The organism is Streptomyces umbrinus, assembly GCF_030817415.1.
GTDB lineage: Bacteria > Actinomycetota > Actinomycetes > Streptomycetales > Streptomycetaceae > Streptomyces > Streptomyces umbrinus_A.
Map to the genome: position 1 here is coordinate 12,121,965 of NZ_JAUSZI010000002.1, position 13,008 is coordinate 12,134,972.

Annotated in this window: 14 protein-coding genes and 3 pseudogenes; 4 read left to right on the top strand and 13 right to left on the bottom strand. The window is 65.2% G+C overall.

Annotation, left to right across the window (positions count from 1 at the left end):
- Positions 1-14: 14 nt before the first annotated feature.
- Genes QF035_RS54270 through QF035_RS54280 form a run of 3 tightly spaced genes read right to left on the bottom strand, consistent with a single transcriptional unit; the run spans position 15 to position 1,860 of the window.
- Complete coding sequence (locus QF035_RS54270) at positions 15-776, bottom strand: ANTAR domain-containing protein (protein ID WP_307530545.1); 762 nt, start codon at positions 774-776, stop codon at positions 15-17.
- Positions 773-1,438, bottom strand: coding sequence for a hypothetical protein (locus QF035_RS54275; protein ID WP_307530547.1), 666 nt, complete (start codon positions 1,436-1,438; stop codon positions 773-775). The genes QF035_RS54270 and QF035_RS54275 overlap by 4 nt, the downstream gene beginning before the upstream one ends.
- Entirely contained in the window at positions 1,435-1,860 is a 426-nt protein-coding gene (locus tag QF035_RS54280; protein WP_307530549.1) for an STAS domain-containing protein, read from the bottom strand. The genes QF035_RS54275 and QF035_RS54280 overlap by 4 nt, the downstream gene beginning before the upstream one ends.
- A 507-nt stretch (positions 1,861-2,367) precedes the next feature.
- Between QF035_RS54280 and QF035_RS54285 the strand changes: the two are divergent.
- Both QF035_RS54285 and QF035_RS54290 read left to right on the top strand, forming a co-directional pair.
- Positions 2,368-2,691, top strand: a pseudogene (locus tag QF035_RS54285) (Asp23/Gls24 family envelope stress response protein); the annotation flags it as partial.
- Between the two features lie 17 nt (positions 2,692-2,708).
- The gene (locus QF035_RS54290) at positions 2,709-3,227 is read left to right on the top strand and encodes an IS630 family transposase (RefSeq protein ID WP_444968461.1); all 519 of its coding nucleotides are present in this window, start codon (positions 2,709-2,711) and stop codon (positions 3,225-3,227) included.
- 131 nt (positions 3,228-3,358) lie between these two features.
- On the opposite strand, the pseudogene QF035_RS56365 reads toward QF035_RS54290, so the two are convergent.
- Both QF035_RS56365 and QF035_RS54305 read right to left on the bottom strand, forming a co-directional pair.
- Positions 3,359-4,458 (bottom strand): annotated as a pseudogene (locus QF035_RS56365) (IS110 family transposase).
- Between the two features lie 186 nt (positions 4,459-4,644).
- A pseudogene (locus tag QF035_RS54305) lies at positions 4,645-5,241 on the bottom strand (IS5 family transposase); the annotation flags it as partial.
- Positions 5,242-5,308: 67 nt separating this feature from the next.
- On the opposite strand from QF035_RS54305, the gene QF035_RS54310 reads away from it, so the two are divergent.
- Positions 5,309-6,489, top strand: a protein-coding gene (locus QF035_RS54310; protein WP_307517772.1) for an IS3 family transposase whose coding sequence is annotated in 2 segments (ribosomal slippage) — positions 5,309-5,573 and positions 5,573-6,489 — 1,182 coding nt in all. Because the reading frame shifts where the segments join, the coding sequence is not laid out codon by codon here.
- 40 nt (positions 6,490-6,529) lie between these two features.
- On the opposite strand, the gene QF035_RS54315 is transcribed toward QF035_RS54310, so the two are convergent.
- The 5 genes from QF035_RS54315 to QF035_RS54335 all read right to left on the bottom strand — a co-directional run bounded on the left by QF035_RS54315 (position 6,530) and on the right by QF035_RS54335 (position 9,431).
- Positions 6,530-6,820: a transposase gene (locus tag QF035_RS54315; RefSeq protein WP_373466908.1), complete on the bottom strand. Its 291-nt coding sequence runs from the start codon at positions 6,818-6,820 to the stop codon at positions 6,530-6,532.
- Positions 6,821-6,875: 55 nt separating this feature from the next.
- Positions 6,876-8,042, bottom strand: coding sequence for a sensor histidine kinase (locus tag QF035_RS54320; RefSeq protein WP_307530553.1), 1,167 nt, complete (start codon positions 8,040-8,042; stop codon positions 6,876-6,878).
- Between the two features lie 33 nt (positions 8,043-8,075).
- On the bottom strand, positions 8,076-8,432 hold the full coding sequence (locus tag QF035_RS54325; RefSeq protein ID WP_307530555.1) for a hypothetical protein: 357 nt from the start codon (positions 8,430-8,432) through the stop codon (positions 8,076-8,078).
- A gap of 490 nt (positions 8,433-8,922) precedes the next feature.
- Positions 8,923-9,069 (bottom strand): hypothetical protein, encoded by a 147-nt coding sequence (locus tag QF035_RS54330; protein ID WP_307530557.1) that lies wholly within the window; start codon positions 9,067-9,069, stop codon positions 8,923-8,925.
- An 80-nt stretch (positions 9,070-9,149) separates the two neighbouring features.
- Complete coding sequence (locus QF035_RS54335; RefSeq protein ID WP_307530559.1) at positions 9,150-9,431, bottom strand: hypothetical protein; 282 nt, start codon at positions 9,429-9,431, stop codon at positions 9,150-9,152.
- 375 nt (positions 9,432-9,806) lie between these two features.
- Here QF035_RS54335 and QF035_RS54340 point away from each other — a divergent pair, with 375 nt between their 5' ends.
- Positions 9,807-10,487 (top strand): response regulator, encoded by a 681-nt coding sequence (locus QF035_RS54340; protein WP_307530561.1) that lies wholly within the window; start codon positions 9,807-9,809, stop codon positions 10,485-10,487.
- A 115-nt stretch (positions 10,488-10,602) separates the two neighbouring features.
- On the opposite strand, the gene QF035_RS54345 is transcribed toward QF035_RS54340, so the two are convergent.
- The 3 genes from QF035_RS54345 to QF035_RS54355 form a co-directional block, all read right to left on the bottom strand.
- A complete protein-coding gene (locus tag QF035_RS54345; protein ID WP_307530563.1) occupies positions 10,603-11,358 on the bottom strand; it encodes a transposase family protein in 756 nt (251 codons plus the stop codon).
- Positions 11,359-11,763: 405 nt separating this feature from the next.
- On the bottom strand, positions 11,764-12,582 hold the full coding sequence (locus QF035_RS54350; RefSeq protein ID WP_307530565.1) for a hypothetical protein: 819 nt from the start codon (positions 12,580-12,582) through the stop codon (positions 11,764-11,766).
- A complete protein-coding gene (locus tag QF035_RS54355) occupies positions 12,554-12,991 on the bottom strand; it encodes a hypothetical protein (protein ID WP_307530567.1) in 438 nt (145 codons plus the stop codon). The genes QF035_RS54350 and QF035_RS54355 overlap by 29 nt, the downstream gene beginning before the upstream one ends.
- Between the last annotated feature and the right edge of the window lie 17 nt (positions 12,992-13,008).

The following is a 13,008-nucleotide window of genomic DNA, read 5'->3' on the forward strand; positions in this document are numbered from 1 at the left end:
CCGGAACCGGTGCGTCAGGTGTCATCGTCCGTCCGTTTCGGTTCCGTGTCGGGGGAGAAGCGGAGCCGGTGGGCCACCACGTCGGCGGCCACGTCGGCGAGCCGGCGTCCCTGGGTATAGGCGTAGGCGCGCAGCCGGACGAAGGCTTCGTCGATGCCGACTTCGAGCTGGACGGTGAGGATGCCGGTGGCCTGGTCGATCTCCGCCCGGTATCCGCCCAGGTCCTCGAAGCCCCGGTCTGCCAGTGCTCCGCCGACCGGCGCGCCCGTCTCATCGATCCGCGCATCGAGCAGGAGCAGTGTCGCGAGGTCGGCGAACGCCAGCGCGTCGGCCAGCTCCTCCGCGTCCAGCACGGTGGGGACGTTGGCGTACAGGTCCAGGACTCCCGGGCTGATCGCCCCGATCTGCAGGGGGAGTGCGAAGACGGCGCGTGCCCCGGCGTCCAGGGCCGCATCGGCGAACACGGTCCAGCGGTCCTGCAGTTCACCGGTGAGCAGATCGGGTGTCAGGACGGCCGAGCCGTGGGTGAAGGCGTCCACGCAGGGTCCTTCACCCAGGGTGAGCTGGAGCTCCTCCAGTTGCTCGCTGATGGTGTCGGTGCTGCACAGCGGATGGCTTGCGGCGGTCTTGGACATCGCCGATACCCCGGCTCCGCCGACCGGGAGGGCGGCCACGGCTGCGGCACACACATCGACCACGCCGGGCCGGGCGCCGCGTCGGGCTGCCTGTTCGGCGACCAGCACCTGGATGCGGGCCGAGCGGCTGTCGGACCTCATCCGGGCCACCGGGTCCAGGCGTCGTGCGCCAGGCCTTCCAGTCGCGCGGTGGTGCGTTCCCCGAGGGGGAGTACCAGCGCGCGGAACATGGTCGGGCCCGCCGGCCGCCACATTTCTCCGACGTTCAGCCATCCCCAGGAGCGGAGCGAGGCGAGGGTCGGGTGATCGTCGGGATCCACCAGGGTGGCGCCGAGGGATGCCTGGTGGTCGCTCAGTAGCCGCTCCTGCAGCCGGCGGGCCACGTCCTGGTCCTGTTCGTGTGGCTGGACCAGGATGCTGGTGATCGCGAAGACGCCGCCGGACGCGGTGAGTTGCTCGATGCTCTGCGGCAGTGCTCCGTCGAACCCGAGCCACCACAAGCCGTCACTGCCCACCGGGAACCCGAAGGCGCATCCCACCAGGTGGTCCGTCTCCGCGATCACCATGGCGAACCCCGGCCGGCGGATGTCACCGGTGAGACGGTTCAGGAAGTCCTGGCGGCTGCGGCTGCGGTATGCCTCAAGGGCGGGCGTTTCGCGGGAGTCGACGTACAGATCCGCCAGCTCTCCGCTCAGCCCTTGTGCCAGCCAGCGGTTCACGCGCCGCAACCGGACCGCGTCCATGGTGGACGGCTCGCCTGCCTGGGGCTTGTGCGGCTGCCCCTGCCTGGGCTGGGCCGTCACCGCGCATCGCCCGAGAAGACAGGCACCCGGGGAGCACTCCGGTGCGGCAGGGCTGGAGCGGCCGGGTCAGGGATGTTCCCGAGAGACGGTGACAGATGCCAGAGCGGAAGGCCGAGAAGCAGGAACCCGCAGCCGGTGACCTCGAGGATCCGCGCCAGTGACGGTGGCGGGTTGTGCAGTCGTAGGATCCCGCCGGCCTCCGTGGTCCGCTGTGCGGCGTAGAGGAAGGCATTGAGGCCACTGCAGTCGCAGAACGTCACGGTGGTGAGGTCGACATCGATGATGCGGATGCCGTCGCTCAGGCACTGTGCCAGTGCCGCGCGCAGCAGCGGTGCCGATTCCAGGCCGATCTCACCGGCCAGGGTGACCAGTGCCCGGTGCCTTTGATCATGGCGGTAGATGGTGAGCTGTGGGACAGGCATGACGCCTCGGTTCAAAAGACCATCCGCCAGCGCACGCGGTGACACCGGGATTCCCGGCCCCTCTTGGCGCGCTGCCGGCAGGGGCGTACGTTCGGCGGAGGCGGAACGACGGCCGGTCCGAGGACCTGTACAACAGGACAAGGGATCCACCCGGTTCCCTCCAGGGATGCGCCGGGTGACGGACGAAAGATCCGCTCCCCGCAGCCATCTGTGTCGTTCAACGACAAGCCGCCGGGGTCTGGGACGCCTGGACAACAGCATAGCCCTGGCCCAGCGCGACAGACGGCCCGAAACCGTCCCATCTCAGGATGCGGACGGTGTCAAAGCATGGCGGCGCGCTCATGTCCGGTGTCCCGCACGGTACTTGGGGCCTGCGGTACGTAGGCGGCGGCCAACAGCCGCTCAGGAATGGCAGTCCGTCGACTGCCCGAGGAGGTGGCTTCGCATGACGGAGCCGAACGGTTCAACCCTGCAGAAGCCCGATACCGACGAGCCGAGCACTGAACTGGGCACAATACTGCAGGCCGCGCGCCGCCTGGGCCTCAGGAACCACCGGAGACCCGCGGCCGGACGACCATCGCGGACGGGGTGGTGGAGAAGATCGCCGGGATCGCCGCGCGGGAGGTCCCCGGAATCCACGCACTGGGCGGCGGATTCACTCGCACCATGGGCGCGATGCGCGACCGGGTCCCCGGCGGGCACGCGGGACGCGGCGTCAAGGTCAGCGAGAAACAGACCGCCATCGACCTCCAGGTCGCCGTCGAATACGGGGTCAGCATCCGCGAGGCCGCCGCGGAGGTCCGCGAGAACGTGATCGCGACGGTGGAACGGATGCCGACCAGGTCGGCATCCGTTCCGATCAGGTCACCGGCCGTACCTGGGGCGAGAAGGGCCGCACCCCCATCGTGCGCCGCACCGGCAACCGGTTCTCCGTGAACGCGATATCCGCGATCAGCACGAAAGGCCGGATGCACTTCATGGTGTTCACCGAGACCTTCGACGCAAAAGTCATGTGCCGCTTCCTCGTCCGGTTCATCGGCCACTTCGACCGCAAGATCCACCTCGTGGTGGACGGTCACTCCGTACGCCGCTCCCGCGCGGTCCGCACATGGCTGGCCGACCACGCCGACAGGATCGAGCTGCACTTCCTGCCCTCGTACTCACCCGAGCTGAACCCCGACGAACTCGTCAATGCTGACCTCAAACGCAGCCTGCCCACGAGCAGCAGGGCCCGCAACCAGGCCCAACTCGCAGCCGAGACCCGCAGGTTCTTCCATCGCCGCCAGCGCCAGCCCCACATCGTCCGCGGCTACTTCGGCGGCCCCCACGTCCGCTACACCCTCGAAGAGAACCATTTGAGTTTCTAATCAATAGGGTCCGTCTTCAAACGGATCCTGCCCAGAGCAAGAATGACGCGAGACTGACCGCTGCTTCGTAGGAGGTGGCGGTCTTGATGCCCCTATGGATGTCAAGCTGCCAGGGCCCGGCCCTATGGATGTCAAGCTGCCAGGGCCTGTTCGCGGGGCCGAGCATGGGCTCGGATGATGATCGTGTAGAGCTCTCGGGCGACGTAGCGTTTCAGGCAGCGGATGGCTTCGCGTCGGGTCTTGCCTTCGGTGATGCGTCGCTCGACGTAGCTGCGGCTGCGTGTCTCCCAGCGGAGTCGAGCAAGGACGATTGTGTAGAGAGCCGAGTTGGCCTGACGGTCACCGCCCCGGTTGAGCCTTCTGCGCTGCGTCTTGCCCGAGGATGCTTCGACCGGGCTCACTCCGCAGAGCGCGGCAAACGAAGCCTCGCTGTGGAGCCGTTCGGGATTGTCGCCTGTGGCGATGAGTAGCGCTGCGGCGGTGTCCGGACCCACGCCGTAGCAGTCAAGCAGCTGCGGGATGTGCTGCCTGATCACGTCGGTGATCTGCTGCTTGAGAGCGGCGATCTCATGATCGGGTTCTTCGACTCGACGGGCGAGCAGCCGCAGGGTGAAGACCGCGGCCGCTGTCGCCGTGCCGGCCGTAGACCTGTGCAGTGCCATGCAGGCTCGGACCAGTTTGGGGATGGTCAGCCCGTCAAGGGACTCTCGCAGCTCGGGACTGGCCGTCACGAGTACCGCCCTGAGCTGGTTGATGGCCTGGGTACGAGCTTTGACCGCGGAGACCTTGGCCACTTGAAGAGCCGGAGAGCTTCAACGGGGCCGTCAGCGAGCTTGGCCGTCGCGGTGGCTCGGCCGGACAGCACGGCATGGGCTGCTGCCTCGGCGTCGATGGTGTCGGTCTTGCCACGACGGCGGCGTGTTGCCTTGTCCGGCTGGTTCACCTCGATGACGGTCAGCTCGTTGGTGCGCAGAAAGCGGCTCAGCGCGGCTCCGTAGGAGCCAGTGCACTCGACTCCAGCGCGGCTGGCCATGCCTGATGAACGGGCCCAGTCCAGCAGCTGCTGGTAGCCATCGGTCGTGGTGGGAAAGCTCCGGCAATCGATCAGCTTGCCGGTGGTCGAGATCACGGCTGCCACGTGGGCATCCTTGTGAGTGTCAACACCCAGGATTACCTCACGATGGCAGTCATGGTGAATACGGATCGGCTGGGCCATGCTGGCACTGGTCATCGGTCTCCTGCCATTGAACCGGAGCTGGTGGCCGTCGCCGGGCTGGCAGGGTGGTCAGGACTGTGACGGTGCCTGTCGCGAAGGCCCCTATCGGGACACACCCGCCGGCCTGGCGGCAGCGAGCGCCGTCCCGGACAGTGGCCGACAGATCAAGACTCAGGACAAGACAGTCAGTCGTATCGCGGGTCAGGCCACCGCCGAGACGGCACCGCCATCCTCACAGTCGTATCGGGTCGCGATACCGCGGAAGCCCTTGAGTCGGTTGAAGCAGCGCTCGACGATGTTGCGTCGGCGGTAGATCTGCCGGTCGAATGCCGGTGGTCGGCCGCCGCGGCGACCGCGGTTGTGTCGGTGTCGCTGTTGGTCGGTCTTCTCCGGGATGGTGCACGCGATGCCGCGTTTGCGCAGGTAGAAACGAAAGCCTCGGGAGCTGTAAGCCTTATCGGTGATGACTCGATCAGGCCTGGAGCGGGGCCGTCCGAGACCGGCGCGTGGGACCCTGATGCGTTCCAGGAGAGGGCGCGCAGATGCTGTCGTGACGCTGGCCAGGTGTCAGCATGATCGCGAGCGGACGTCCTTTGCCGTCACAGGCGAGATGGATTTTGGTCGTCAGTCCTCCTCGGGATCGGCCGAGGGCGTGATCGTGTGGTTCGTCCAGCCGGTGGATCCCCTTTTTCGGCCGGTGGCGGCGGCGTGCTGGTGGGCGCGGACGATGGTGGAGTCGATCTGCACGAGCCAGTCGATGTTGCCGGCCGCGTCCGCGAAAGCCTGGATCTGCTGGAGTGAGGGGCCACGAAGTTTCCGGACAGGTACCCAATAGGGTTGTCCTGAACAAGGAAACGAGGAAGAAGTGGCGCCACCCAGTAAGTACTCGCCGGAGTTCCGCGAGGAAGCCGTCCAGATCGCGTTGAGGTCGAGCAAGACGATCTCTGAAGTCGCCCGGGAGCTTGAGCTGAACTCGGAGACGCTACGCGGCTGGGTGAAGAAGCACCAGAAGCAGCAGGAACCGGCCCCCGATGCGGAACTGACGGTGAACGAGCGGGCGCGCCTGAAGGAACTCGAACGACGCAACCGCGAGCTGGAGATGGAAGTTACCTTCCTGAAAAAAGCCGCAGCGTACTTCGCGAAGGATCCCCGGTAGCAAGCAAGTACGAGTTCATCGACGAGATGCGGCTCGACACCGAGGAGTACGCCTACAGCGTCGAGTTCATGTGCGGCCGACTCGGCGTGTCCAGGTCCGGCTACTACGACTGGCGATCCCGCCCGGAATCCGCAACGGCCCAGCGGCGCGAAGAATTGAAACTGCTCATCAAGAAAGCCTTCGACATATCCGACAGCACCTACGGGCACCGGCGCATCCAGGCTCAACTGGATCGCTGGGGCGTCGCCGCGGGCATGGAGCTGGTCCGCTGCCTCATGCGTGAACTGGGCCTGGTGCCCTGCCAGCCAAGGCCGAAGAGGTTCGGCCTCACCCAGGCCGCAGCCGGCCAGGTACCGGATCTGGTGGGCCGTGACTTCACCGCAGATGCGCCTGGCGAAAAGCTCGTCGGTGACATCACCTACATCACGACCGGGGAAGGCTGGCTGTACCTCGCGACGGTCATCGACTGCTGCACGAAGGAAGTTATCGGTTACGCGATGGACGACCACTACCAAACCTCGCTGATATCCAGGGCGATCCGCAACGCGGCACGGAACAGAAGCCTCTCGGCGGGAGCGATATTTCACTCGGACCGCGGAAGCAACTACATGTCAGCCGAGTTCGGGAAGACGCTCAACCGGTTCGGACTGCGCAGGTCTTCCGGCCGTACCGGGATCTGTTTCGACAATGCCATGGCCGAATCGTTCTTCGGCGTGTTGAAGAACGAGCGCGTATCTCGGGTCACTTACCTGACCCGAGAGGCTGCCCGGCAGGACATCACTCGGTACATTGAATTCTGGTACAATCGCAAACGCCTCCACTCGGCGGTGGGTTACCGCCCTCCACGTGAAGTCCACGCCGAGTACGAAAAGTTGCGAATCGCCGCGTGAAATAGACAGTCAGACGCCTGTCCGGAAAGCACGTGGCCCCTCAGAGAGCCCGGGTGAACACGCCGTCCGGGGCGTAACGGCGAAAGCGGGTGTAGACCGTCTTCCATGGCCCGTAGCGTTCCGGCAGGTCACGCCAGGAGATCCCGGTCCGGATCTTGTAGACCATCCCGTTGATGATCTGCCGGTCTTCTACGCGAGGTCGGCCCGTCGCAGCCCGCCGTATGACTGGAGCGAGTAACTCCCACTCATGATCGGTGAGTTCATGGCGACGTATCATCACACCGTGATCCATGACCTGATGATCTTTGAAGACGGACCCTAGATCCGCCATGCACGGTTCGATGCACCGTCACGCCATCAGAATGGGTGTCCAATTGTCTACGGAGTTAGGGTCCGGCTTGTGTTGTGACAGGGAGGATGGCGGTCAGTTGATAGCCACCCTCAGCAAGGCTTTTGGACGCCATGCTTCCGCCTATCACTGTGACGCGTTCTCGCAGTCCGACGAGTCCGAGTCCGCTTGACATGTCCTTCGCGCGGGATAAAGGGGTGCCTGCGCCGTCGTCGGTGACGACGATCTCAAGTGCGGTCCCTGACCAGCGAAGCCGAACGCATGCGGATGATCCGGGACCACTGTGGCGAGTTACGTTGGTCAATGCTTCCTGGATGACACGATAGGCGGTGGTGTCCACGCTGTGGTCCAGTGGTGCTGGTCGCCCCGACGAATCAACTTGTACTGCGACCCCGGTCGTTCGAACCTGCTCGACGAGGTCCGTGAGCATGGAAAGCCGTGGCGCTCGGTCGATGCTGGTGTTGTCGACGGCTCCTTGCACGGGCCGTAGCACGTTCAGCATGCGGCGTAGCTCGGCCATTGCTTGGACTCCGACGTCTTCCACTGCCTGCATGGCTTTTTGGGCCCGGGCCGGCTCGGTTGCCATCGCGCGGCGGGCGCCTGCGGACTGTAGAACCATTACCGTCACTGCGTGCGCAACGATGTCGTGGAGCTCTCTTGCGATACGCAGGCGTTCCGCCTCGACTGCCACCGAGCGTTCGGCTATCAGGTGCCGTTCCCGGATGCGGCTGTTCGCTGCCCATCGGCCCACGAGGACCGCTGCTGCGTCACAGAAGGTGAGGAATGTGGCAATGAGCAGGCTGTCGAGAGGCCGCTCTGCTGGGGTGAGCGGATAGACCTCATAGGCGACTGCCAAGCCATGTACTGCTAATGCAGCGGCCAAGCAGTCGAGAGTCGTCCGTAATTCTCGCCGGCTGCTCACGGTGTACAGAGCCGCCATGGGGGTGAGCACCGGCCTGGTCCCGAGCACGCAGGTGAGCAGGAGATCGTGCACGGTCAGCACGAGGAAGGCAATGACCGGTGCACGACGGCGCCAGATGAGGAGGGGAACCGCCGGCACACTGGCCAATACCACGACGATTGAGTTGACGGGATACGTCACCCAGGACGTGTACTTGGGATCTTCGGTGATGCGGGAGAAGAGCATGACATCGGCGCCGACGAGCACTACAGCTATCAGGCTGCTTCGTGTTGGCGTACCCATTTTCCAGATGCTCCTCATGGGCCACTACCGCCGTCAATCCCAGCGCAGCAGGCGGCAGATCCCTTCGACGACCGAAGGCGCGTCTCCGACGAAGGGGCTGATCGGCACGGCTGTCAGCATTTGGCGCGCAACATCATCGATTGTGATCACTGTTTCGGGGGCAGGGGACGACAGAGGCTCGAACGGCTGGGGAATGGCTTCGGCCATCGCCCCAATGAGATTCTTGGACGTCTCCAACTTGCTTAGCACATGAGCGGCTGCGTCGACGGGAACCGGCATACCATCCGATTTGCTCGGAGTTTCCAGTGCTACCACAGCGACCGTGTTGGTGAGTGCGGTGTCCTCGAGACGAAAGAGCTCTATGCGCTGCGGTTGCAGCCAGTCGAGCACCGCTCCCTCCGGCGACAACAGCGCCAGCCCGAAACGCGTAACGGGGCTGAGTACGGCGGGCCACGGAGCGACAACTGCCACTGTTGGACCGTTGTCAGGGCGGGCGAGCACTCCTACGCAGCCAGGCACTACACCAGTGCTGGTATAGATTCTTACCAGTGCGTTCGCAGTGAAATCTAGATCAGTCACTACATGCTCCAGTATATATTTGGCTCCCGGCATAGCGGGAGATTCAGCGCGAGTATCCAGTAGGAGTACGAGCCTGTCGATAGCGAACAATTTACGCTCGGCTATTTTCAGCCATGCACCAGGCGAAACCGGAATTGATCGGTCTACGTGTTCGCACCCCAGCTGGACAAGCCAGAGGCTCCCAACCGTGGGGATGCATCATCGAGGTGAGTGGCGTAGCAGTCGCTGACGACCACTCGAGCCCACTGCATGCGTGCTGCAGCGAGCTCGGGGCGCTCGCCGTAGGCGGTGGCGACCTCTGCTACGCAGCCGTGTACCCATGATGGAGTCGAACCGCTTTCATGATCTCTTCATCGATCTGGTCGCGGGTCGGTGAGAATTTCACAGGCAGGCTGGTGGTGAACAACGCCATCGCACGTGCGCAGAGCAGCAGTTCACGATTGGGCATCCTTACCCCTCTCTAATCGCACGGTGCGGAGACCGCGCCCGGCCCCCGCACCGCCAGTTGAGCGAGTGAACCCCTGCGGCTTACCTGGGGCGGTCGACGACCTGCACGTCCAGGTGGTCGATGAAGGGCTTGACGTACTTGCTGATCGGCGCCACCTGGTTGATCGGCGTGACGCTCTCGCTCGGGCATGTCGGATCTGTGGTGGCGCAGGCCGTGGGAAGCGTGATGTCCATGGTGGCGGCCGAGTTGCCCTCGTTATCGACGAAGGTGATGACCAGCATCTTGCGGCAGGCCTCGAACCACATGTGGTTCGAAACCCACATCGAGCCATTGAGGTTGGAGGTCGCTCGATTCCACTCCACGCTCGCCGTGTAGGAGCAAGGCGGAGCGTACGGGCTCTGCGCAGTTGCCTGCAGCACTGGGTCACTGACCGATGCTGACGCAACGCCAGCAGACCCGAGCGTCGCCAAGCTTCCCGCCAGCGCCGTTGCCACGGCGGCTTTCCTGATGAAACGGGCAGTCAATTTAAGTCCTCCTTTTGGGATCTGTCGGCGGAACTTCCGCCGACGCCCATCCATGCTCCTTTTCCACGGATACGAAGTCGTCGGATGAGAAACTGATGTTCTTGGCCAGCTTGGAGCTGTATTGGCCAGTCTTGGGCGTACCATCACGGTTGCAGGCTGGCGGGTGGCATTCACCCAGAGAGGTACCGTCGGCCCGATCGGGGGTGCTGCAGGATGATGATTCGTGTTCTCCTCGCTGACGATCAGCCACTGGTGCGCAGCGGTTTGGCTATGCTCTTGAACGCCGAACCAGACATTGAGGTCGTGGGGGAAGCCGACGACGGGGATCAAGCCATCACATTGGTCCGGCAGGTGCAGCCGGATGTCATCGTCATGGACGTCCGCATGCCCGGCACGGATGGCGTGGAAGCCACCCGGCGCATCACTGCAGACGAGATGTCTGCCGATGCCGGCAACCCGGTCAAAGTGCTCATCCTGACGACGTACGACCTGGACGAGGCAGTCCTTGGCGCGTTGCGTGCGGGCGCCTCCGGCTTCGTACTCAAAGATGCCGCCCCTGCCGAACTGGGGACTGCAGTTCGTGCGGTCGCGGCTGGTGATGGATGGCTCGCCTCTTCCGTCACTGGACGGCTCCTGAAGGAGTTCGCGGCCAGGCCCGATCCGGTAGCGCGCAGCCCGGAGGAGCTGCATCGACTCACCGCGCGCGAACGTGAAGTCCTCGTCCAGGTCGCGCATGGTCTGTCAAACAACGACATCGCTAGTGGCCTTGTGATCAGCGAGGCCACAGTGAAGACCCACCTCGCCCGAGTACTCACCAAACTCGGGCTTCGTGACCGGGCACAAGCCGTTGCCCTGGCCTACCAGAGCGGCTTGGTCAAGCCTGGCACTCCCTGACCCGCATCAAATATATGCCTGGTTGCTGGTGGCACCCAGACCGCTGATCATGATGCTGTACTGGGGAACGAAGAGCCCGATGCGTTTGTGGGGTCACCCTGAGCCTTTTCCAACCTCACGCTGATGCGTGGTGAAGGACGAGGACGGCCTTCACCACGTCGGTGATTCGGTTGGTGCTGCAGCGGAGCTTCCGCAGGAGGCGCCAGCCCTTGATGGTGGCCATGGCCCGCTCGCCGAGGCAGCGGATCTTGGCGTGGGTGGTGTTGTGGCGACGCTTCCATCGCTTGAGGCGGCGGCCCCGAAACGGAACCCGGACGGATCCGCCGGCGCCTTGATACGCCTTGTCCGCCCAGCAATTGAGCCCCGCATCGGCGAGGGCTTCGATGATCCCGTGCTGCCGCGCGGCGGTCAGGTCGTGAGTCGAGCCGGGCAGAGCCGGCGAGGCCCAGAGCAGTCGTCCGAAGGGATCGGTGAGGACCTGGACGTTCATGCCATGGCGTTTATGTTTCCCTGAGTAGTACGGGGCGTCGGCGGCGATGCGGTCGATCGGCAGCAAGGTGCCGTCGAGGATGACGAACGCCTTCGCCCGGATAGTCGTCATCGCCTCGTCCAGGGACGGCGCAAGGGCGGCCAGGGCCTCGACGGCTTCACGTATGTAGCGGTACGCGGTCGCGATCCCGATGCCGAACCCGGCGGCGAGCTGGGCGTAAGTGTCACCGCACCGCAGGTGGGCCAGGGCGAGCAGGGCCTGACGTCCGGCAGGAAGGCGCCGCCACCGCGTTCCGATCTCCTGCCGCCGGGCTGTCAGTTGCCCGGTCAGGAACCGCAAGGTGCGGCTGGACAGATCAATCGAGGACGGGTAGACAAGCACGCGAAGCTCCTGGCGGACACGGGTGATCTTGGTCGAGAACCCGTCTACCAGGAGCTTCGTCGTTGTGCAGGACAGTCCAACTCGCGGTCAGCGCCGCCAGCTTGAAAAGGGCTCCCTGTTGTTACGGGTCCTCACCCGTAACAACAGGGTCAGTGAGACAGCTTCGTCAGTGTCCTCTGAGAATCTGACCCGTGGAACTGCACATTGACTGAACGTCCTGCAGATCGAGTGGGAAGCCTTCAAAAGCCACCCGTTCGGATGGCCCGCCGTCGGAGGGCTCATTGGCACCGTGTACCGCAGCTCCCTGGGTAACTGCGGCAGCGGTTCACGGCTGCTGCGTACTGGTCTTGCGGATTCGTGTATCTACTGCGCATCAAGTCCTGGGCCCCTATGTGCGGTGTCTTCTCAGATGAGGGAGGTGACGAGGGAGTGCAGGGGGTCGACGAGTTCGGGGTGGTCGCCGCGGGAGCAGGACTGGAGGAGGTCGGCGGCGACGACGAGGAGGGCCGTGGCGCCGGCTGGGGTGTTCAGGACGGGCAGTTCCCGGCGGATGGTGGCGGCGGTGGCGGGTGCGAGCAGGGAGTAGGCGTACAGCATGGCGGCGTCGTAGCCGAGGGGGGCGGTGCCGAAGCCCTCCCAGTCCAAGATGATGGGGTCCTCGGTGATGTTGGCGAAGTGGAAGTCGCCGTGGGCCGTGGCCCAGCGGGTGATGTCCGGTGCGGGGACCCCGGCGTGCTGGGGGAGGGCCCGTGCGATCCACTGCTGCCGCACGGCGACGCGGGTGGTGTGGGTGGCGGCGACGGTGTCGAGATCGGACCGCAGGCGTGTCCACCATGCCGGGGCCAGGTTCCGTTCGGTGCGCAGGACGGGCTCGGGTGAACACGTCGGACTGGTGATGAACTCCGACAGCTCTGCGCGGAAGGCGAAGCCGTCGTGGTCCAGGTCATGGAGGGCGTGCAGGGCGGGTTTGTGCACGGTGGGGAACGCGGCGGCGGCCTCTGCGGTGCCGTCCCAGAGTTTTCCGTTCGCCTTGTCGGCGGGGGCGGAGATGAGGCGCAGCCAGCAGGCCCCGTGGGCAGGGTGGCGGGCCTGCTGGCCGAGGGTGCGTCCCTGGTAGCCCCACTGGCGGGGGCCGGTGAACGTGATGCCGAGGGCGTGGGCGGCGGCCGACTGGGCGGCCAGGGTGCGCTGTTCGTCAGTCCGGGTGGTGGGGGGCGAGTACATCGAGGGCCTTCCGCAGGGTCTCGGCGGGCAGAGGCGGCTCGTCGAGGGTGGTGCGAGCGGCGTCCCAGTGTGCCGGAGTCGAGGCCGACAGCAGCACTTTTGAGACGCCGGGGCAGGACGCGACGGCCAGGAGGCAGGCTTGGGCGATGCTCAGCCGGGGGTGGAGCAGATCCGCGAGCTCGGCGGTGGCCAGGGCCGGCAGCCCTCCGCCGTGAAGGGGCGCGGAAGCGTGTACGTCCCATCCCCGGGCGGTGGCGTCGGCGATGGGTCCGCGCCCGTCGAGCGCTGCGGCGAGCGCCGAGTCCATCACGAGGCTGACCGGCAGCTGGATCGTCTTGAGATGGTGATGGGGGCTGCTGGCCGCCTCGGTGGCCAGGCGGTCGAGGTCGGCGACGGTGAACAGCCGCACTCGACCTGCCCCATGCG